Origin of the sequence: Sorangium sp. So ce128 (assembly GCF_051525245.1) — a bacterium.
Lineage (GTDB): Bacteria > Myxococcota_A > Polyangia > Polyangiales > Polyangiaceae > Sorangium > Sorangium cellulosum_B.
In genome coordinates, this window is record NZ_CP150313.1 from 2,222,593 (window position 1) to 2,243,965 (window position 21,373).

Annotated in this window: 16 protein-coding genes; 12 read left to right on the forward strand and 4 right to left on the reverse strand. The window is 71.7% G+C overall.

Annotated elements, in window-relative coordinates; genetic code table 11:
- Positions 1–155: 155 nt before the first annotated feature.
- Positions 156–1,043, forward strand: a complete 888-nt coding sequence (locus tag WME82_RS08665) for a Kazal-type serine protease inhibitor family protein (RefSeq protein ID WP_437992924.1) — start codon at positions 156–158, stop codon at positions 1,041–1,043.
- Between the two features lie 274 nt (positions 1,044–1,317).
- Here WME82_RS08665 and WME82_RS08670 read toward each other — a convergent pair whose 3' ends face one another.
- Positions 1,318–1,989, reverse strand: coding sequence for a transposase (locus WME82_RS08670; protein WP_438042448.1), 672 nt, complete (start codon positions 1,987–1,989; stop codon positions 1,318–1,320).
- Between the two features lie 88 nt (positions 1,990–2,077).
- Between WME82_RS08670 and WME82_RS08675 the strand changes: the two genes are divergently transcribed.
- The 5 genes from WME82_RS08675 (at position 2,078) to WME82_RS08695 (ending at position 7,435) form a co-directional block, all read left to right on the forward strand.
- Entirely contained in the window at positions 2,078–2,848 is a 771-nt protein-coding gene (locus tag WME82_RS08675) for a DUF5906 domain-containing protein (protein WP_438042449.1), read from the forward strand.
- Between the two features lie 48 nt (positions 2,849–2,896).
- Positions 2,897–4,483: an IS21 family transposase gene (istA, locus tag WME82_RS08680; RefSeq protein WP_438042450.1), complete on the forward strand. Its 1,587-nt coding sequence runs from the start codon at positions 2,897–2,899 to the stop codon at positions 4,481–4,483.
- The gene (locus WME82_RS08685; protein ID WP_438042451.1) at positions 4,483–5,304 is read left to right on the forward strand and encodes an ATP-binding protein; all 822 of its coding nucleotides are present in this window, start codon (positions 4,483–4,485) and stop codon (positions 5,302–5,304) included. The genes istA and WME82_RS08685 overlap by 1 nt, the downstream gene beginning before the upstream one ends.
- Before the next feature lie 497 nt (positions 5,305–5,801).
- Positions 5,802–6,248 carry a YciI family protein gene (locus WME82_RS08690; RefSeq protein ID WP_437745010.1) on the forward strand — a complete coding sequence of 149 codons (447 nt, stop codon included), beginning with the start codon at positions 5,802–5,804 and terminating at the stop codon, positions 6,246–6,248.
- A 743-nt stretch (positions 6,249–6,991) separates the two neighbouring features.
- Positions 6,992–7,435, forward strand: a complete 444-nt coding sequence (locus WME82_RS08695) for a hypothetical protein (protein ID WP_437586157.1) — start codon at positions 6,992–6,994, stop codon at positions 7,433–7,435.
- 443 nt (positions 7,436–7,878) lie between these two features.
- On the opposite strand, the gene WME82_RS08700 is transcribed toward WME82_RS08695, so the two are convergent.
- The gene (locus tag WME82_RS08700; RefSeq protein ID WP_438042452.1) at positions 7,879–9,507 is read right to left on the reverse strand and encodes an N-acyl-D-amino-acid deacylase family protein; all 1,629 of its coding nucleotides are present in this window, start codon (positions 9,505–9,507) and stop codon (positions 7,879–7,881) included.
- A gap of 404 nt (positions 9,508–9,911) precedes the next feature.
- On the opposite strand from WME82_RS08700, the gene WME82_RS08705 reads away from it, so the two are divergent.
- The 6 genes from WME82_RS08705 to WME82_RS08730 all read left to right on the forward strand — a co-directional run bounded on the left by WME82_RS08705 (position 9,912) and on the right by WME82_RS08730 (position 17,804).
- Complete coding sequence (locus tag WME82_RS08705) at positions 9,912–10,988, forward strand: glycosyltransferase family 2 protein (RefSeq protein WP_438042453.1); 1,077 nt, start codon at positions 9,912–9,914, stop codon at positions 10,986–10,988.
- A gap of 102 nt (positions 10,989–11,090) precedes the next feature.
- Entirely contained in the window at positions 11,091–11,729 is a 639-nt protein-coding gene (locus WME82_RS08710; RefSeq protein ID WP_437745018.1) for a methylthioribulose 1-phosphate dehydratase, read from the forward strand.
- Entirely contained in the window at positions 11,726–12,268 is a 543-nt protein-coding gene (locus WME82_RS08715; protein ID WP_437769548.1) for a 1,2-dihydroxy-3-keto-5-methylthiopentene dioxygenase, read from the forward strand. The genes WME82_RS08710 and WME82_RS08715 overlap by 4 nt, the downstream gene beginning before the upstream one ends.
- Before the next feature lie 2 nt (positions 12,269–12,270).
- Positions 12,271–12,969 (forward strand): acireductone synthase, encoded by a 699-nt coding sequence (mtnC, locus tag WME82_RS08720; protein WP_438042454.1) that lies wholly within the window; start codon positions 12,271–12,273, stop codon positions 12,967–12,969.
- A gap of 63 nt (positions 12,970–13,032) precedes the next feature.
- Positions 13,033–16,935, forward strand: coding sequence for a protein kinase domain-containing protein (locus WME82_RS08725; protein WP_438042455.1), 3,903 nt, complete (start codon positions 13,033–13,035; stop codon positions 16,933–16,935).
- Positions 16,936–17,219: 284 nt separating this feature from the next.
- Positions 17,220–17,804, forward strand: coding sequence for an O-methyltransferase (locus tag WME82_RS08730; protein ID WP_438042456.1), 585 nt, complete (start codon positions 17,220–17,222; stop codon positions 17,802–17,804).
- Positions 17,805–17,848: 44 nt separating this feature from the next.
- On the opposite strand, the gene WME82_RS08735 is transcribed toward WME82_RS08730, so the two are convergent.
- Both WME82_RS08735 and WME82_RS08740 read right to left on the reverse strand, forming a co-directional pair.
- Complete coding sequence (locus tag WME82_RS08735; protein ID WP_438042457.1) at positions 17,849–19,663, reverse strand: prolipoprotein diacylglyceryl transferase; 1,815 nt, start codon at positions 19,661–19,663, stop codon at positions 17,849–17,851.
- The gene (locus WME82_RS08740) at positions 19,660–21,042 is read right to left on the reverse strand and encodes a hypothetical protein (protein ID WP_438042458.1); all 1,383 of its coding nucleotides are present in this window, start codon (positions 21,040–21,042) and stop codon (positions 19,660–19,662) included. The genes WME82_RS08735 and WME82_RS08740 overlap by 4 nt, the downstream gene beginning before the upstream one ends.
- Between the last annotated feature and the right edge of the window lie 331 nt (positions 21,043–21,373).

Below are 21,373 nucleotides of genomic sequence, written 5' to 3' on the forward strand. Positions count from 1 at the left end.
GGCGCGTCGCCGAGGCCTCCTCGACACGGCGATCGCCGCGTCGAGCAACGCGTCGATCCTTCGCTTCGACGCTGCGCATGTCGCCGCCGCGGAGGGAGGTGCTCGTGCATTGCAACCGCCTCGCCGGGAACGGCGCGGCCCCATGGAGAGACATCATGAACGTTCAGCGTCGTATCAACAATCATCGATTCGCCTCCGCGCTCTGGCTCGCGCTCTCGATGGCCCCGTTCGCCGCGGGCTGTCAGGTGGAGGTGGCCGACGAGGCCGTCGAGCCGATCGCCTCCGAGGCGCAGGAGGCGAGGGCAGGCGGCACCATCTCGGTGGCCCTCTGCGGCGGCCTGCTCGGCCTCACCTGCAAGCCCGGCTTCTTCTGTGATTACGAGATCGATGCCATGTGTGGCGCGGGCGATCAGTGGGGCGCCTGCACGCCCATCCCGAAGATGTGCACGAAGGAGTACGACCCTGTCTGCGGCTGCGACGGCAAGACGTACGGCAACGAGTGCGCGGCGAACGCGGCGGGCGTGTCGGTGGCGTCGCTCGGCGCGTGCGGGGCTCCCGAGGAGCAGGCGTGCGGTGGCATCGCCGGCCTCGCGTGCGAGCGCGGGTTCTTCTGCGACTACGGCCCGGAGGCCCAGTGCGGCGCGGGCGATCAGACGGGCACCTGCGAGCGCATCCCGGAGGCGTGCCTGGACGTGTACGACCCGGTCTGCGGCTGCGACGGGAAGACGTATGGCAACGCCTGTTATGCGAACGCGGCGGGCGTGTCGGTTGCGTCGTCCGGCGAGTGCGGGGATGTCGGGGAGCAGGCGTGCGGCGGCATCGCCGGCCTCGCGTGCGAGCGCGGGTTCTTCTGCGACTACAGCCCGGAGGCCCAGTGCGGCGCGGGCGATCAGATGGGCACGTGCGAGCCCACCCCGCAGGCCTGCCTCCATGTGTACGACCCGGTCTGCGGCTGCGACGGGCGGACGTACAGCAACGCCTGCACCGCGAACGCAGCGGGGGTGTCGGTGGCGTCGCGCGGCGCCTGCGACGCGCGCCTGTGAAGCGCGGCGCCTGCGACGCGCGCCTGTGAAGCGCGGCGCCTGCGACGCGCGCCTGTGAAGCGCGGCGCCTGCGACGCGCGCCTGTGAAGCGCGGCGCCTGCGACGCGCGCCTGTGAGTGGGCGCTTTGGGCACCCTCTGCCACACCGGCGGTGGAGCGGATGATCCGATCGACGCACAGCAGGGCGTCGGCCCCTCGATTCCCCTGAATCGAGGGGCCGACTGCGCCTCGCACCGCGCTGAAGGAGGCGCGAAACCGCCTCCCGCGTGCGCATTTTATGACACAATCGTAGCATGATTGTCATAAGATCGCCCCGGGACTGCCGAGCTTAGGAGCGATCGATGAACGTAAGAATCCTGCATTATCTTCGAGCCGCCGCCGGAGTGGGTCGAGGCCTGCAACGGGCTCGTCGTCGGCGACGACTGCACGATCGAGCGGATAGGAAACCATAGAGCTCTCGCCCGTGGGGTGCTGCCGTTCGGGGCTGCGAGGGCAAGTTCAGATGATCGAGGATGCGGCGCACCACCGCTGAGTCGGTGATCGTGGAAAGCACGCGCATCCTCCGTTCGCATCTCGGGCAGCACCGTGGGCTCGGCATGCGCGAGCGACCTCGCTGAGAGCGCCGGCGGAGCGCACGGCGACGCGGGCGCGGGCGCGGCGGGCAGAGGCGCGTGCCCCGCGCACGGCTCAGACTTCGCGGAGCGGGCCGGAGGTTTGGGTGTCACGAGAGAGCGCCACGACGAGCGAGGCGCGAACACGCCATGGTATCTCACAAGCGGGATCTTCGGCGGAGGAATCAAAGCCGCGAGCCGGGCCATGAACTCCATTGGACTCATGACGCGGTGAGTGCGTCCCCGCCGAGGTGTCTTCAGCAAGTACGCTATACGCCCATCGGGCAGGAGCTCGATTCGATCGAGTGCGAAGGCCGGGCGGGAGCAGTACCGCACGCGCCTCTCGCGCCCCTGATCGTCATCCGCTGCGATGCGGCACTGTTACCCGATGGACTACGTAGCGTGGAGCCCTGGTCGCACGCCGATGCTCAACGAGTTCCTCGAGGGCGTATTCGCGGATTGCAGTGAAGAGGAAGCGGCAGCCAGAACCGCGCTGCTCCAGGAATTCGTGGGCGCCTGCCTCATCGGTGATGCCGTTAGATACCAGCGCTGCCTGATTCTATACGGCGAGGGTGGTAACGGAAAAAGCGCGGTGATCAATCTTGTGCGCGCGATGTTCCCACCAGGCGCACTGGCAAGCTTGCCGCCGCAACGATGGACGGAACGGTTTGCGCTGTCCGCCCTAGAAGCCAAGCTGGCTAACTTCGTGTCGGAAACACCCACCGGAGAGACCCTCGACGGTGGGGCGTTCAAGGCAGTGGTGACGGGTGATCCGGTGATGGCGGAACGAAAGCACCGCGACCCTTTCGAGTTCCGGCCGGTCGCGGGGCACATGTTCAGCACGAACTGGCCGATCGCAGCATCCGATTTCTCCGCGGGTTTTTGGCGGCGGCCTATGATCCTGCCCTTTGCCCGAAGATTCGATACGGCACCGGAGAGAAAGATAGCGCCCGAGGCGCGCGTCGTCGAACAAGAGCTGTCCGGGGTTGTTGCTTGGGCTCTTGAGTGCCAGTTCGCAGGCTCATGGGGCCACCTGACGGCGTTTTTCGCAGGGTCATGGGGCCACCCCAATCGCAGGAGGATGGGGCCACCCGCGCGGGGGCGTGACCCAGTTTTTCGCAGGGTCATGGGGCCAGCTTCCGAGGTTTTTCGCAGGGTCATGGGGCCAGCTCGGGACGCCGCGGTCGGGATCTGAGACGGCCTCCTTCCGACGACGGCGCGGGTCGCCGTCGGAAGGAGGCCGATGCCCTACCGAGAGCTGATCATGGTTGACATCAAGGAAATGCTCCGCCGACGTGCGGCGGGGCAGAGCGCGCGTCAGGTGGCGCGCGAGACGGGGTTCGATCGCAAGACGGTCGGCAGGTACTTCGAGGCTGCAGCGACGCTGCCACTGCCACGCGACCGCGAGCCAACGGACGAGGAGGTTCATGCGATCGCCCAACGCGTGCAGGCGCGCCCGACTCCCGACGCGAGCGAGGAGTGGAAGCAGATCGGCGAGCATCGCGTCCGTATCGAGGCCTGGCTCGCTCAATCTCGCCCGCTGAAGCTGCGGAAAATCCACACGCCGCTCCAGCGCGACCACGCCGTCACGGCGAGCTACGACACGCTCTGGCGCTTCGCCAGGGAGGAGCTCGCGTGGCGCAAGAAGACGCCGACGGTTCGTGTCGCGGATACCGAGCCCGGCGAGGTCGCGCAGGTCGACTTCGGCCTCATGGGCAGGCTGTTCGATCCTGCGACGCAGCGAGTTCGCAACCTGTGGGTGCTCGTGGTGACGCTCGTGTACAGCCGCTACCAGTTCGTGTGGCCGTCGTTCGACCAGACCACCGCGGCGGTGTGCGCGGGCCTGGACGCGGCGTGGCGGTTCTTCGACGCGATGGCGCGCGTGATCATCCCGGACAACATGAAAGCCATCGTGCTGCGCGCCGACGAGCTCGCCCCCGTGCTCGTGCCGGCCTTCCTCGACTACGCGCAGACGCGCGGGCTGTTCGTGGATGCCGCGCGTGTCCGGTCGCCGAGAGACAAGGCGCGTGTCGAGAATCAGGTCGCCTACGTGCGGGAGAGCTGGTTCGACGGCGAATCGTTCACGAGCCTCGACGACGCGCGCGCGTCGGCTGAGCGGTGGTGCCGCGACGTCGCCGGCGCGCGCGTCCACGGCACGACGCGCGAGGTGCCGCGCGAGGTGTTCGAGGCGCGCGAGAGGAGCGCCATGAAGCCGGCGCCGGCATCACCGTTCGACGTGCCGCACTGGACCGACGCGAAGGTCCACCCCGATCATCACGTGCAGGTGCTCCGGTCGCTCTACAGCGTGCCCACCCGTCACGTCGGCAGCACGGTGCGCGTCCGCGCCGACAGCGCGTCGGTGAGAATCTACGCCGGCACGGAGCTCGTGAAAGCGCACGCGCGCGTCGCGCCGGGCAAGCGTTCCACCGATCCGAGCGACTACCCCATGGGCAAGGACGTCGCGGCGGTGCGCGACGTCGCCTCGCTCATCGCGAGCGCGAAGAAGTGCGGAGTGCACGTCGGCGTCTACGCTGAGCGACTGCTCGCGGTGCCATTGCCCTGGACGCGCATGCGGCTGGTCTACGCGCTGCTGCGTCTGTGCAAGAAGTTCGGTAACGGGCGTGTCGAGGCGATCTGCCAGAGCGCGCTCGCGTTCGATGTCGTCGACGTGCAGCGCGTGGCGCGCATGCTCGAGACGGCGAAGACGCCGGCGTCACCGTCCACGGGTCAGCGCACGGTCGTCGCGCTGCCCGCGCCGCGGTTCGCGCGCAGCACGGAACACTTCGCGACGCGCATGCCGGTGGCTGCCGCGACCAGGGAGGACTCGTGATGAGCTCGATCGATGTCGACCCTGCGCTCATCACGGCGCTCAAGCGCCTTCGTCTCGGCCGCATCGCGGCGACGCTGCGCGAGCGTCTCCTGGTCGCCGAGAAGCAGTCGATGGGACACGAGGAGCTGTTGCTCATGCTGCTCACCGACGAGATCGCGCGCCGCGAGGCCAGCGCGACGGAGAGCCGCGTACGCGACGCCGGGCTCGACCCGGCCATGCGCCTGGAGCTCTGGGACAAGACCGCGAAGGTCAGCTTCGACAAGCGTCTGCTCGGCGGGTTCACGAGCCTACGCTTCCTCGAAGAGCACAAGCACATCGTCATCCTCGGCTCTGTCGGCGTGGGCAAGACCTACCTCGCGAACGCGCTCGGACACCTCGCGTGCCAGCACGGCTACAGCGTGCGCTTCTTGCGCGCGGACGCGATGCTGCGCAGGCTGCGCCAGAGCAGACTCGACAACTCACGCGACGCCGAGATGGTCGCGCTCACGACCGTCGACCTGCTCATCCTCGACGACTTCGCGCTCGAGGCGATGAACAAGGAAGAGAGCCGCGACGTGTACCAGCTCTTCCTCGAACGCACAGGCAACGCTTCGATGATCGTCACGAGCAATCGCGACACGGCTGAGTGGCTCGCGATGTTCGACGACGTGCTGCTCGCGCAGAGCGCCGTCGATCGGTTCAAGAACGCGGCGTTCGACTTCATCATCGACGGGGAGTCGTACAGACCGCGGCTCAAGCCGAAGCTCGACGAGAGCACCACGGCCGCGCTGGTGCCCGCGCGCAGCAAGCCGCCCACCCACCCACGCGGCAGGCGGCGATGACCGCTGCGGCCCCGGCGAGGACGTCGAGCCTGGGGCCGCGCCTCTGACCCCTCGCTCCGATCGGCGTGCCTCGCCCACCCTCGTCGATGGGACCGCTGGTGTCGCTGGGGGCGGGGCGAACCTGCCTGCTCCTGAGCGTCGCGGACCCTGCCGGGATCTACCGGGGGCCTGGGTGGCCCCATGACCCTGCGAAAAGAGAGACGTCGCCGGTCGCTGCGCGCCCGGCTCCGGGGACCTCGACACGCTTCGCGGTCTCGGGCATGGTCGAGACCGATCACGGCGTCTCCCCCTGGCCCCATGACCCTGCGACGGGGTGGCCCCATGACCCTGCGACGTGGCAAGAAAACCTCGTGATTACGAGGCCTTAGGTGTAATTCAAAAAAAGATCGCCCCGCGTGTCGATCGCGTGGTCGCCCGTTCGTCGTGACGGTGGAGACAGGGGCCGGGCAGTCGAAGCCGGCGGGGCGCTCCTCTTCGAACCGGAAGGAAACTCGACGATGCGATTCATGATCACCGCGGCACCGGCGACCGACGACGCGAAGCACGACGCACAGGCAGCGGCGGATGCGCCCCCGGACGAGGCGCTGTTCGCCGCGTACATGAAATACAACGAAGACATGCAGAAGGCCGGCGTGCTGGTCGCGTCCGAGGGCCTCAATCCCGCCGGGGCGCGCGCGCGCGTCGGGATTTCGGGGGGGAAGCGCGTCCTGCTCGACGGGCCCTTCGCGGAGTCGAAGGAGCTCGTCGGCGGCTTCTACCTGATCGAGGTGGGCTCGAAGGAAGAGGCGATCGCCTGGGCGCTGCGCTGCCCCGTCGGGCTCGGCAGCGCCGAGGTGCTCACGATCCACCAGATGACGGAGCTCTCGGACATCCCGCCGCGGTTCAGGGAGATCATCGCCGAGGTGGCGCCGACGTGGAGCGTGTCCTTCTCGAGGGCGCAGTAGGCCGGGCGACGAAGCGCCGGCGTCATTGGCCACGTGTCTGTCGATTCAGCGCGCGGTCCCGCGGAAGGGGTGGCCAGGCGTCACTTTCAGCCCCGCGCGGCATCTCCGGTCATCAATGTCCAACCCGGCCCGACCACGACCGACAGAGACCCCGGGAGAAACCGGCGCGCCGACGTATTACCGGGAGGTCTACCCCATCGTCCGGCAGACGTGCGTGGGTTGCCATGTCGCGGGCGGCATCGCGCCCTTCCGCTCGAGGAGTCGGCGACGGTCGTGTCCTTGGCCAACCGGATCCGCGACGTGACCCGGAACGGGTCGATGCCTCCCTGGGCGCCGAGCGAGCTGTTGGTGCGGCAATACGACCAGCATCCGACCTCGTTCGGCGGCGGCCCACGTCCCTCGTCGGCACGAGCGCCCCTTGGGGACGTGCCGCGGAACAGGGCGTCGTAGAGTGCGTGGGCGTCGGCTTGGATGTGACCCGATTTGTGTTTCAAATTACATGATAGCGGTCTGGGCCGATGGGCGTTCGATTTTTCTCCCCCGCGTTTTTTTCAGCGATGAGTTTCCTCGGGCAGCGGGGTCTATGGGGTACAGCCGGTCGCGATCATGACGCCGGCTGTCGCCGGGGACGGCGGCGGCGCTCGGGGCATGCGCTCTTCGTCGCCGCCGCGACCGGGAAGAGCGGTTCGAGCCGCCGGATGAGACGCTGCACGAGCTGTCACGAAGGGAGAAGGAATATGGTCATGAAGCGCGTCTTGATCGCGATGTGCCTGATCGTCGCTGCATGTGGGGGTGAGGAGGACGACGCGCCCGTCGCGTGGGAGGACATGAGCTTCGATCAGCGCTTCGCGTTCATGGAGGATGTCGTCCTGCCGGAGATGAAGGAGACCTTCGTCGCGTTCGACGCGAAGTTCGAGGGAATGACGTGCGTGACCTGTCACGGCAGCGGCGCGGCCGACGGGACCTTCGCGATGCCGAGCCCCGACCTCCCCCCGCTCCCCGCCACCGAGGAGGCGTTCGCCGAGTACGTGAAGGATCCGGAGATCGAGCGGTGGGGCACATGGATGTTCGAGACGGTCATGCCTCGGATGGCCGATGTGCTGCAGATCGCCGCGTACGACCCGATGACCAACACCGGCGACTTCTCGTGCAATGGCTGCCACACGCTTGAGGGCGTCGAGCAGTGAAACCGCCGGGCACGCCGCCGGCGGAGATGCAAACGTAGCGGATGGGTGGGTCTCGAAGTCGAGCGTGAAAGGTGAAAGGCTCCGGCGGCGACAGCTCAATGCGCTCGGCAGGCAGATGCTCGGGCAGCTTTTGCCGTCCGTGCGGGCGGATGTGACGCCCCTTGTCCCCGCCTCCGGATGAGCTGCCTGGCGCTGCGCCATCGCCCTGCGGCGGAGGGCGCCCCGCTCGGCCACACCGGAGCCGCCCTCAGCGTCGAAATAGACGGAAACCATAAAAATTGCTACTGTTTCCGGCGGCCGCTCGTCATCGATCGGTATCTCTGGCGGGATTTCTGACATGCGGAACGATGGAGCCATCGCTCATCTCGCGCTCCGGCGCGATCCTGTTGAAGCGGTCGGAACCGAACGTCCCTGAGCGTCAACGAAGGGTATGGCCGCCCCGCCTACCTGCGCAGGAGGCGCCCCTGCCGGGTCTTGCCCGTCAGCGCGCCGTCCTGCGCCACCACCTCGCCGGTGATCAGGACGGCGCGGATCCCCGTCGGCGGCGCGTCGGCCCGCCGCGGCGTCGTGTTGTCCGCCACCGTGGCCGGATCGAAGACGACGAGATCCGCCCAGTGCCCGGGCAAGATGCGCCCCACGTCGCGGAGCCCGATCCGCTCGGCGGGCAGCGAGGTCATCCGGCGCACGGCCTCCTCGAGCCGGAACAGGCCGACGTCGCGGCTGTAGTGGCCGAGCACCCGCGGGAACGTGCCGAACGACGCCGGGTTGTGCTGGCCGCGCCGGGTGAGGATCGCGTCGGTCTCGAACGCGCAGAGCGGGTGCGAGAGCACGGCCCGGAGCGGCTCGTCGTGCGCGTCGACGCCCGAGTACGTGTTCAGGAGGACGCGCGCCTTGCCGTCGCTCACGCGGGCGACGTGCACGTAGGCGTCGAACTCGCTCCCGCCGAGGCGCCCCGCGATCGCCTCGAAATCGAGCCCCTCCAGCGCCGCGAGCTCCGGCGCTCCGCCCCAGAGCAGCCGGATGTCGGCATACGAGAGCCCGAGGAGCCGCCGGAACATCGCGAACTCCCGCCGGAGCCGGCGGAGGACGGCCGGGTCGTCGATGCGGGCGCGGAAGCCGTCGAGCACCCAGGCGGGGAAGAGGGCGTTCACCGTGGTGTTGCCGACCGTGTAGGGGAACGCGTCGAAGGCGGCATCGACCCCTCTGTCCACGGCCCGCTCGATCGCGCGGAGCACCCAGGGCACCGTGGGCCACGTCCGCCGGCCGATGAAGATCTGGTGCGAGAGCTGGATCTTCGCGCCGCTCTCCTCGGCCAGGCCGAGCAGCTCGCGGACGGAGCGGAGGTTGTGCGGCGGGCCGAGGAGCAGCGGCCTGTAGAACGGCGATATCCACGTGTAGGCCCGGCCGTGGACCGTGAACACGCCCCCTTCGTCGGCCACCGCCCGGAGCAGCGTCAGGAGCTCGTGCCTTCGCGCGAAGACCCCGGGCGTGTAGGCCAGCCCGGCGGAGAGCCCGAACGCGCCCTCGCGGAGCGACGCGCGCGCGAGCGCGCAGAGCGCGTCCATCTGCTCCGGGCTCGGGGGAGCGGCGCTGTTGCCCATGACGGCCTGGCGGAGCGTGCCGTGGCCGACCAGGAGCGCCGCATTGACGAGCAGCCCGCCGGCCTCGAGGGCGCTCAGCAGCTCGCCCATCGAGCGCCACCGGTAGGCGAGCGCTCCGTCCTTCAGGATCTCCGCGGAGTGCTCCACCAGCGGAATCGACGCCTCGGTGACCGGGGCAGGGGAATGGCCACAATTGCCCGCGACCACGGTCGTGATGCCCTGGGCGACCATCGGCGCGAGGACGTCCTCGTGGTCGGGCAGCGCGAGCAGCCAGTCGACGTGCGAGTGGATGTCGATGAAGCCGGGCGCGACGGCGAGCCCGCTGGCGTCGAGCGTCCGCCCTCCCGCGAGCGCGCCCGGCCCGGCGATCGCGGCGACCTTGCCCTTCTGGATCCCCAGGTCCGCCACGTAGCGAGGCTGGCCGCTGCCATCGAGGATCGTTCCCCGCGAGATGACGAGATCGAAGTCCATCTGCACGCCTCCTCGAGAAGCTCGTTCGCGGACCACGCGGAACCGTGGAAAGCCCACCGGACCGGGGCATCGCCGTGGAGCGGAGCATGAGCTCCGCGCGGGCTGCGCGCCCCTCGATCCGGGCTCCGTGGCGCTCGCGCCCCGGCGGCCGCGCGCTTCGAGCCGCTGCCCTGCCAGCATGAGCCCGGGCGCTCGTCCGGTTGCGCTCGCGCCGCGCGCCCCTCGCATGAGCCCGCCGGTGTGCAGCCCGAGCCCAGCGGCCTGCCCCGGCCGGGTCCAGGCCGCGTCGCGCAGTGCAGTTCGCTCCGGGCGACCGCGCGAGATCGCCTGGCCCCGCGATTGTATCCGCGGCTGTCGCAGTCCTGCTGCGGGTCGACTCGACCCGCGAGAGACCGGGGGAGTCCATGGATCGAACAGCGAGCGCGCCTCGAGGCGGGCGTCTCTCTCTGCGCCCGCTCGCCGAGCGGCCGCGGTGCAGCATCGTCATTCCCTGTTACAACGAGGAGCGCTACATCGAGGACGTCCTCCGCTGCGCCCTCGAGCAGCGTTATCCTCCAGAGCTCCTCGAGATCTTCGTGGTCGACGGCGGCTCGACCGACAGCACACGGGAGCTCGTCGGCCGCGTCGCGGCGGAGGATCCACGGGTGACGCTCCTCCACAACCCCGACCGGATCCAGGCCGCCGCGATGAACATCGGCATTCGCCGGGCGCGAGGTGAGGTGATCGTCCGGATGGACGCCCACGCCGACTACGCCGGCGACTACGTGGCTGCGTCGGTCGCGGCGCTCCGGAGGACCGGCGCCCTCAACGCGGGCGGCGCGGCGCGGCCGCGCCACCGGAACGGCTTTCAGCGGGCGCTCTGCGCCGCGCTCTCGAGCCCCCTCGGCGTGGGCGGCTCGGCGTACCGGGACCCGTCGCGCGAGGGGTTCGTCGAGTCGGTGTTCAACGGGGCTTTCCGGCGCGAGGCGTTCGAGATCGCCGGCCTCTACGACCCGGCCGCCATCACCAACGAGGACGCCGAGCTGAACCAGCGCATCATCGAGGCTGGCGGCGCGGTCTACCTGTCCCGGGAGATCGTCGCTCATTACTACCCGCGATCGTCGTTCGCCGCGCTCGTCCGGCAGTATTTCGCGTATGGCAAGGGGCGCGCGCGCACCCTGATGTGCCGCCGCAGGTTCCTGTCGCTCCGGCCGGCGCTGCCGTTCTGCATGGTGACGGCCGGAGCGCTGCTCGCGCTCGCGTCAGCGCTCGCGCCGGCGGTCCGCCCGGCGCTGGCGCTCGCCTCGCTCGCCTATGCCGCGCTCGTGATCGCGGAGTCGCTCCGGCTGGCGCGGCGCGCCTCGCCGCGCGATTTCCCCCTGCTCTGCGCCATCTTCCCCGCGGTGCACGCCGCGCACGGGCTCGGGTTCTGGGCCGGCCTGCTCCGCGGCGCGCGGGACGGCGCTGGCCGGCGCGAGGCCGAGCGCCTTCCGGCGCCGTGAGCGCGAGCAGCGCGGGTGATCCCCGGGTTCAGCGGCTCGGACGCGGATCGAGCGGCGGCGCGGCGCGTTGATCGCCCGCGTTCGCTTTGGTATGTTTGCGCCGTGAGCGTACGCGGGACGCCGTTTGCATCGTTCTCCTCGGCCGCGGCCGAGCTCATCGAGCTGTCCCGCTTTTGCCATGAGCGCGGCTGGACGCCGGCCACGAGCGGCAATTTCTCCGCCCGGCTCGGCGACGGCACCCTCGCGATCACGGCGTCCGGGCGGCCCAAGGGCGCGCTCGGCGTGTCGGACATCGTCGTCGTCAACGCGGACGGCCGCCTGACCGGGCCCTCGCCGGCCCGCCCGTCGGCCGAGACCGCGCTGCACTGCCAGCTTTACCGGCACTCCAGCGAGATCGGCGCCGTCGCGCACACCCACTCGCGGGCGGCGACGGTGCTGTCGCGCCGGTGCGCGCAGGAGGGGTACGTGACCCTCTCGGGCTACGAGGTGGCGAAGGCGCTCTCCGGGATGGCGACGCACACCGCCACGGTGCTCCTCCCGGTCTTCGTCAACACGCAGGACATCCGGAAGCTGGCGGAGGACGTCGATGCGTTCATGTCGGCGCATCCGCCCGTGTACGGCTACCTCATCGCAGGTCACGGCCTGTACACATGGGGCTCGGACATCGCGAGCACCATCCGCCACATCGAGGCGATCGAGTTCATGCTGGACTGCGCGCTGCTGGAAGGAGGGCTATCATGAGCCGATTGCGGGTTTACCGGGAGAGCGACCCGACGAGGGCCGACGAATACACGACGCTCGAGGACATCGCCCGCGTCGCCGCAGAGGCGCAGATCCGCTTCGAGCGCTGGTCCGCCGAGCGCCCGCTGCCGCCGGGCACGGCGCAGGAGCAGGTGCTCGAGGCGTACGCGGGGCCGGTGAAGCAGCTCTCCGAGGCGTGCGGGTTCGTGACGGCGGACGTCGTGTCGGTGTCGCCGGGCACCCCCAACCACGCCGAGCTCAGGCGGAAGTTCCTGGACGAGCACATCCACACCGAGGATGAGGCGCGCTTCTTCGTCGAGGGGCGAGGGCTGTTCTGCATTCATCACGGCGAGCGCGTGCTCTCGTTCCTCGTCGAGAAGGGCGATCTCATCAGCGTACCGGCCGGGACGCGGCACTGGTTCGACATGGGGCCGGAGCCCTCGTTCACCTGCATCCGGTGGTTCTCCGACCCGAAGGGGTGGGTCGCCGAGCACACCGGGTCGGACATCGCGTCGCGCTTCCCGCGGCTGGAGGCGTGAGCGTGGCGGCGCTCTCTGCGCGCGCGGTGCTCGTCGACATCGAGGGGACGACGACCGACGTGCGCTTCGTGCACGACACGCTGTTCTCCGTGGCGCGCCGGGATCTGGCCGCGTACGTCGCGGCGCACGCCGGGGGCCCGGAGGTCGAGGCCGCCCGGCGCGCGGTCGCGCGCGAGCGGGGCGAGAGCGAGCAGGCGGTGAGCGACGGCGAGCTCGCGGCGGCGCTGCTCGCGTGGATCGACCAGGATCGCAAGGAGACGACGCTGAAGGCGCTCCAGGGCAAGATCTGGCGCAGCGCCTACGAGTCGGGGGGGCTCCGGAGCCACGTGTATGCGGACGTGGAGCCGGCGCTGCGGAGATGGCGAGACCTCGGGGTGACGCTCGCCGTGTTCAGCTCCGGGTCCGTCGAGGCGCAGCAGCTCCTCTTCCGGCACACGACGGCCGGCGATCTCACCGGCCTGTTCACGGCGTTCTTCGATACGACGACCGGGCCGAAGCGAGAGGCGGGCGCTTACCAGCGGATCGCGGAGGCGCTCGGGCTGCAGCCGGGAGAGGTGCTGTTCCTGTCCGACATCGTGGCCGAGCTCGACGCCGCGGCGGCCGCCGGCATGCGCACGGTGCAGCTGCTCAGGCCGGGGACGGCGCGGGACGCGGAGAGCCGCCACGCCGTCGCGGAGCGCTTCGACGACATCGCGCCGTAGCTCGCCCGGCGGCGGCTCGTTCCGCTTGGCGCGTGAGTGACCGCGCTGACATCCTTGGCACGCATGCTTCACGGCAGACTGCTCGCCGGCCGGTTCGAGGTGATCGAGCTCGCGGGAACGGGAGGGATGGGCACTGTCTACCGGACCGTGGATCGCGCGAGCGGCGATGTCGTCGCCGTGAAGCTGCTCGGCGATCTCGACGCGCAGGCAGCGGCGCGCTTCGGTCACGAGGCGCGGGCGCTCGCCACGCTCGATCACCCGCACGTCGTGCGTTACGTGACGCACGGGGTGGCGCCCACCGGGGAGCCTTACCTGGCGATGGAGTGGCTCGCCGGAGAGAGCCTCTCCATCCGGCTGTCCCGGCGACCGCTGGACGTGGAGGAGAGCGTCGCGCTCGTGCGCGCGGTGGCGGATGCGCTCGGCGCCGCGCACGCGCGCGGGATCGTCCACCGCGACATCAAGCCGAGCAACCTGTTCCTTCCGGGCGGGGCCGCCGACCGGGTGAAGGTGCTCGACTTCGGCATCGCCTGGCTCTCGGGCGCCTCGGCGCGGCTGACGCGGACGGGGGCCCTCGTGGGCACCATCGGCTACATGGCCCCCGAGCAGGCCAGCGGGGAGCGCGCGCAGCTCGACGCGCGCGCGGACGTCTTCTCGCTCGGGTGCGTGCTCTTCGAGTGCCTGACGGGTCGTCCGGCGTTTCACGGGCGGCACTTCATGACCATCCTGACCAAGCTCCTCCAGGAGGAGCCGCCGCGGGCGAGCGCGCTGCGGCCCGAGGTGCCGCAGGCGCTCGACGAGCTCCTGGCGCAGATGCTGGCCAAGCGCCCGGAGGGGCGCCCGGCCGACGGCGCGGCCGTGGTGCGCTGCCTCGACGCGCTCGGCGCCTCGACGGCGGGCGGCGCTCGCTCCAGCCTGGCCGCCGTCGAGCTCGTGACCGCCGCGGAGGTGTGGCTCTGCTCGATCGTGGCCGTCGGGCCGGCGGACGTCAGCGCGCCGGCGTCGACGGAGATCGTGCCCGCCGGTCGATCGCAGCGGAGCGCGGTCGCCGCCGTCCGGCACGAGGCCTCGCCCCTCGGCGCGGTCGTGCAGGAGCTGGCCAGCGGGACCGTCGTGGCGATCCTCGCGGCGGGGGCGGGCGCGGGCAGCGCGACCGACCAGGCGGCGATCGCGGCCCGCTGCGCGCTGCGGATCCGCGCGTCGGTCCCCGGAGCCAACGTCGTGCTGGTGACGGGGCGCGGCGAGTCGACGGGACGATCGCTGCTCGGCGAGGTCCTGGACAGGGCGGCCGCGCTGCTCGACGACGCGGCCGCCCGGGGCCGCCCGGGCCGCCTCCGCGTCGCGGTCGACGCCGTGACGCGGGCCCTGCTCGACGCGCGCTTCGAGGTCGCGGAGCAGGACGGGCTCTCCTGGGTGGAGGCGGAGCGCGAGGTCGCCGACGGCGCGCGCAGGCTGCTGGGCAAGCCGAGCCCCTATGTCGGGCGCGCTCGGGAGCTGCGCAGCCTGCTCGATCTCGTCGAGGAGAGCTTCACCGAGCAGCGCGCCGCGGTGGCGCTCGTGACCGCGGCCGCGGGGGTGGGCAAATCGCGCCTGCGTCACGAGCTGGTCCAGGCGCTGCGGCCGCGCCATCCCGAGCTCGTGCTGGGCGTCGGCAGCGGGGACTCCATCGGCGCGGGCTCCGCGTTCGCGATGCTCGCCGGGTCGCTCCGGGGCGCGCTCGGGATCGCGGCCGGCGAGGCCCCCGAGGCGCAGCGGGAGAAGCTCGCGCGGGCCGTGGGCCAGCTGTTCGCGGGGGAGCAGCAGCAGCGCGTGGCCTGCTTCCTCGGCGAGCTGCTCGGCGTTCCTCTCGCCGACGGCGGGCCGATGGTGCGGGCCGCGCGGCAGGACCCGGCGCACATGGCCGACCGGATCCAGGAGGCCTACCTGGACTACGCGCGCGCCGTGACGAGCGCGCGGCCCATGCTCGTCGTCCTCGAGGATCTGCACTGGGGAGATGCGCCTTCGGTGAAAATTTTCGATCACGCGTTGCGGGCCCTCTGCGAGCGCCCCTATGCGGTGCTCGCGTTCGCGAGGCCCGAGGTCCACGAGCTCTTCCCCCGGCTCTGGATCGAGCGAGGGCTCACGCAGATCCGGCTGCGCGAGCTGTCCGCGCGGGCCGCCGAGCAGCTCGTGCGCGGCGCGCTGGGCGCGTCGGTCGCGCCGGGGACCGTGGCGGCGATCGTGGATCGGGCCGCGGGAAACGCCTTCTACCTGGAGGAGCTCGTCCGGGCCGTGGCCGAGGGGCGCGGCGGCGCGTTGCCGGAGACGGTGCTGGGCATGGTCGAGGCGCGCCTCGCGGCGCTCGATCCCGAGGTGCGGCGGCTGCTCCGGGCGGCGAGCGTCTTCGGGGACGTGTCGTGGATCGGCGGCGTGAGCGCGCTCCTCGGCGCGCGCACCCTGGCGTCGGGGCCGAGCGACGCGGACGCCTGGGCGGAGCTCTTCGATCGCGAGATCCTCGAGCGCCGCCCGAGCTCGCGCTTCGTGGGGCAGGAGGAGATCGCGTTCCGCCACGCGCTCCTGCGGGAGGGGGCTTACGCGATGCTCACCGAGCGCGACCGGGCGGTCGGGCACAGGCTCGCCGGGGAGTGGCTGCTCTCGGCCGGCGAGCAGGATCCGATGGTGCTGGCCGAGCACTTCGCGCGCGGCGGGGATGGGCCGCGCGCGGGGGGGTTCTACCTGCGCGCCGCCACCCTGGCGCTCCACGGGGCGGACGTGCAGGCGGCGCTCGCGCGGGTGGAGAAGGGGATCGCTTGCGGGGCCGAGGGCGAGCGGCTGGCCGAGCTCCACCTGCTCCGGATGAACGCCTTCATCTGGACCGACGACGCCGCGCGCGCCCACGCGAGCGCGCTCCAAGCGCTCGAGATCGCCGCGTCCGGGAGCCTCGCTTCCTGGCGTGCCCTGAGCGGCGCGATGTACTGCGTCGCGCTCTGCGACGACCGGCGGGCCGTGGAGGTGCTGATCCCGCGCCTCCTGGCCGAGGAGCTCCCCGTCGACGTCCTGAGCCCGGAGCTCGCGACCCGGATCGTCTTCAGCCTGCTCTGGGACGGGAGGACGGCGCTGGCGGAGCGGATCGTGCGCCGGCTCGAGCTCGTCATCGCGCCGGCCGTCGAGGGTGATCTCCATGCGGCCCTCTGGATCGAGCTCACCCGCGGCTTCTGGCGCTGCCATGCGGCGCGGGACCTGTGGGGAGCGCTCCAGGCGAACCTCGCCGCGGCGCGGCGCGCCGAGTCCCTCGGCAGCGGGCTGTTCGTCGCCTGGGCGTGGATGCTGGTGGCGATCGATTACACGAGGCTCGGCGACATGGCCGCCGCCGATGGGTGCCTCGATCGCGTGCTCGCGACAGAGGGCCTGCCCGACTACGTGTTCACGACCTCGGTGACGTGCCGGATCGTCTCGCTCCTCGAGCAGCGCAGTCTCACCGAGGCGGTGGAGATGTCCAGCAGCCTGCTCCAGCACATGCTCGCGCGCGGCCATCGCAGCCGGAGCGTGATCCCGCGGCAGCTCCTCGCCGAGGGGCGGCTGCTCCTCGGCGATCTCGCCCAGGCGGAGGAGGAGCTCTGCGCGGCGGGGGATCCGGCGGTGATGGCGCCCTTCGCCGGGGCCGTGCATCTCTCGTTGTTCGCCGAGATCCGGCTGCGGCAAGGGCGGACGGAGGAGGCCTGCGCGATGGCCGGCGAGGCGCTCGCGCTCCAGCGGCAGGCCGGCACGGTCTTCCTGATGCGGCAGGAGGTGATCCCTGCGCTGTACGCCGAGGCGCTGCACGCGAAGGGCGACGCGGAGGCGGCGCGCGCGGTCCTCCGAGAGGAGCGCGCGGCGCTGCTCGCTCGCGCGGCCAGGATCGAGGAGCCCGCGTTCCGGAGGAGCTTTCTCGAGAACGTATCCGCGAACGCACGGACTCTGACGCTCGCGCGGGCGTTGCTCGGGGAGTGAGCTCGGACGGCTGCAGCGGAGCCAGCGGTGGAGGGCGTGCTGCGCGGGGGGGCGGCGGGGCTGTCCCACAAACTCGCGCCTTTTGGGGGGCCATTGCCCGCTGTGCGGGAGGCGAGATCGGGGGGCGACCGGCTGCGCTGCGGGCCGGCGCTCGGGGTTTGTGGGGGCCTGCCCCGCCGCCCCCCCGCGCAGCACGCCCTCCACCGCTGGCTCTTTCCAGGGGGCCGCCAGATCGAGGTGCTGTACAGTCGGGCGCGGTTGGCCGCGTGAAGAGGGATCGGGTCATGAAGGATCTGGAGAATTTGAGACCGCCTGCTGTGCTCGAGGAGATCGAGCGGGCCACCGCGGAGATCGGGTTTGCCATGGCGAGTGACAGGCAGACGGGCTCGATGCTGCGTACGCTCGCCGCCACCAAGTCGGGCGCTTTCCTCGAGCTCGGGACCGGCACGGGCATCTCGACGTGCTGGATCCTCGATGGCATGAATGCCATTTCCACGCTCGTCTCCGTGGAGCACGACGAGAAGGTCCAGGCCGTGGCACGCCAGCACCTCGGAGGCGACCCCCGCCTCACGCTCAAGAACATGGATGGCGAAGCCTTCTTGCGCTCGGTCCGGGGTCAGCAATTCGAGCTCGTTTTTGCCGATACATGGCCGGGCAAGTACTACGCCCTCGACGAGGCGCTGAGCCTGATCAAGCCCGGCGGGCTCTATGTCATCGACGACATGCTCCCTCAGCCCAACTGGCCTGATGACCACGCCCCCAAGGTGGCAGAGCTGATCGCCGCGCTCGAGCGACGCCAGGATCTCGTGCTGACCAAGCTCTGCTGGTCGTCAGGGCTCATCATCGCGACCAGGATCGGTAGCGCCTAGAGAACGACGGGGCCCGGAGCTGCCGGCAGCTCCAGCGACGGCTGTCACAGCAATCCTGCGCCGGCCCAGAGCCCGGGCTCGTACGCCACGAGCGCGTCCACGTCGTCCGAGGCGAGCACGAGGAAGCTCAGCGGAGAGAAGCCGAGGAACAGGTGTGAGGTGATCGGGAACTGGATCCCCCACCCGAAGCGAGCGCCGAAGGCGCCCGCGCTCTCGAAGTAGGGGGAGTCGAAGAAGACGCGGTGGTAGCCCGGCGTGATCCCGACCGACATCTCGACGTGCGATCCGACCCCCATCACGAGCCGGAGGGGCACGCCGATTGCGAGCTGGTTGACGTCGGTGGTCGAGACGGTCCGGAGCTCGGCGCCGACCTCGAAGCGGCGCGTCTCGCTCAGGCGGAGGCGCGCGAGGACGTCGAGATCCACGGACGTCCCGTCCTTCACCGCGAAGCGCCCCGGCACGAAGTAGCCGGAGATCCCGAGCGAGAGCGCCATCCGCCGCGCGTTGGCCTCCGCCTGATGACCCGTCGCGGGCCGCTCCGCGGCGGGCCCCGGCGACGTATCCGGGGTGCGCCTCTGCGGCTGTGCGGCAGCCGCGGGCGAGGGAGGGGGGGACGCGGGGTATCCGCCCGCCGGCGGCGGGTAGTAGGGGTAGGCCGCGGGAGGGCCACCTGCGGGCGGCGGCGGATAGGGGTAGGGCGCGGGGTACCCGCCCGCGGGCGGCGGGTAGGGGTAGGGGGCGGGATACCCGCCCGCGGGCGGCGGCGGGTAGGGGTAGGGCGCGGGGTACCCGCCCGAGGGCGGCGGGTAGGGGTAGGGCGCGGGGGGCCCGCCCGCGGGCGGCGGCGCGTACGGGTGGGGCGCTGGTGCCGGCGACGGCCTCTGAGCAGGCGCCGGAGCCGGCGCGGAGCTCGCGGCCGCGGGCGTCGCTGCCTCGGGCCTTGCTGGCGCGGGCGGCGCGGGGCGAGCCGGCTGGGCCGCTGCCTCGCCCGCGGCGAGGCTCAGGGAGGCGAGCGCCACCAGCGCGGGCGCCACGGCGGCGGCGCGCCGCGCGCTGCGAGCCCGACGCGCCAGCACGACGGCCGCCGCGAGCCCCAGCAGGAGCGCCAGCGAGACGAGCTGGCCGGTGCTGAGTCCCCCGTACACGCCGCGCCCGGCGTCCCCGCGGAGGAGCTCGATGAAGAACCGGCCCGCCGCGTAGAGCGCGAGCCATGTCCCGAACGCGCGCCCGTCCCGGTGCCCCCGGACGAGCCAGAGGGCGGCGAGCGCGCTCGCCATCGCCCCGAGCGCCGCCTCGTAGAGCTGCGTGGGGTGCACGGGCAGGCTCGGCGCGCCGAGGGGCACCCAGCCGGCCGCCGTGTGGTCCGCCGCCGCGGGGCTGCCGGCCGGGAACCGGACGCCCAGCGCGCCCCCGGTGACGCGGCCGTAGTCGCACCCCGCGAGGAAGCACCCGGTGCGCACGCAGGCGTAGGTGAGCCCGAGCCCGGGCACGAGCCGGTCGAGGAACGGGAGCACGGCCGCGCCGCGGCGGTAGAGGACCAGGCCGGCCACGGCGACGCCGGCGATGAGGCCCCCGTAGGCGGCGCGGCCGGCGTGGAGCACCGGACCCCACGAGCCCCCCGCGACCGCCTCGGGCGCGGCGCGCAGCGCCTCGAAGACGTAGCCGCCGAGGAGCGCCGCGACGTAGCCCGAGAGGAGCGCCCGGCCCTCCACGGCCACATCCCCTCGATCCCGGCGAACGAGCCAGAAGAACGCCGTCGCCCCGAGGAGCCCCGCCACGGCCACCATCACCGCGTAGGTCGGCGCGAGCCACGGCGGCAGGCCGTGGCGCTCGAGCCAGAGCATCACCGCCCGGTTCACGGCCGCCTCCGGATGTGCAGCAGCATGTAACCCGCGGGCAGGAGCAGCCAGAACGCGGCGCCGAGGGGCACGGGCGCGCCCGGGAGGCCTCCTCCGGGATCGCGCCGGCCGGCGCTCAGCTTGCAGCTCGAGTTGCTGCCGGTGGATGGATCGCCGTCCTTGCAGTTCTGGTCGCAGTCGCGGCAGTTCTGGTTGCAGTCGTGGCAGTTCTGGTTGCAGTCGCTGCAGTTCTGGTTGCAACCCGCGACGTCCTCGTTGCAGCTGTCGCAGCCGCCGCAGCTGCCGCAGCCGTCGCTGCTCGACGTGCCGCTCGGCGCGCTCGGGGTGACGGCCGGGACCGTCGGGCTGCCGTACTGGAGGCAGCGGTCGAGCAGGGCCATGCAGCCCTCGTCCCCGGCGAACGCCAGCGCGCCGTCGCGCCCCGCGATCGGCAGCGCGGCGCACGCGCCGCTGCCCGCGGACAGGACGCACTCCTTGACCCCGTTGATGCTCAGCAGCGCGAGGATGCAGAGCGCCTCGGCGTTCAGCGCCCCGCCGTTGACCCAGGAACACTCCGCCTGGGCGTCCGCGAACGTCGGGTCGGTGCGGTCGTGCTCGCACTGCCCGGCCACGGCGCAGGTGCATACGTCCCGCACTTCGGCGGCGCACTCCGCGACGGACGAGGGGAGGTGATAGGGGTTGAAGCGCACGGATCGCGGCTCGCTCCGGGGCCACGCGGGCATCGCGGCGCCGTCCGAGGGGGCGGGGAGCGCGGGCGCGTCCTCGGGCGAGAGGGCGCTCAGCGCGACGAGCCACGCGGCGTTGACGTACACCGTGTGATCCTGGGCGATGACGCCCGCGGGCAGGCCGGTGACGCGGACGAGGTCCTGCGCGTCCGCGCGCCGCGCGAGCTCCGCCAGGATCTCGCCCGCCCGGCCGCCGAGCGCCGCGTCCTCCAGCGGCGCGGTCTCCGGCGATGCCGGCTGACCCGCGAGGGCGGGTCGATCGAGCGGCCCTTCGGACACGTGTCCCGCCGCGAGGGAGCGAAGCACGAAGCCCTCCTCGGACGGCTCGATCGCGCCGAGGACGATCGCGTCCTTCCCCACCGCGTCCCGCGACGCGTCCGCGCTGCGGAGCAGCGCGGGGACGCTCGCGATCTCCGCGCCGTCGATCGCCGTCTCGTCTCCTTGCTCGCCGTGCGCCTCCTCCAGCCGCACCGCCACGTCGCGCAGGACCTCTTCCGGCAAGGTAGCGAGGACCTCCGGCGCGGCGCTCAGCGCGTCGCGCAGCGGCAGGTCGTCGTACGGCGGTGTCTCCGCGCCGCACGCGCCGAGCGCCGGGAGCGCCAGCAACGCGACAGCACGGAGGATCGCTCTCTCGATGAAAGCCATTGTTCGCATGCCCCTCCCTCGAACCCCACCAGGCGCGCGAAGCCCGACACGGTGCGCGCTGCTCGACCGAGCGCGCATCAGGCCTGCGAGGCGCCTGCGACCACAGTACCAAAAGATCTCCCCACGAAGATCGCCGTAATTCACCGGTGAGCGATGGAGCCCTGTGTGCGAGCCGGTGCTCGGTGCAGCCGCCATGGCGTCCGCCCCGCAGGAAGGGGCCTCAGCGCCCGGCCAGATGCGACCGGCCGCGCTCGGCCCGCCGGTTCATCCACCGCACGGGCGTAATGTTGCCTGGACCACTTGCTCGCGCCGGGGGCTCTGGGAGAGGACCGTGCGCATC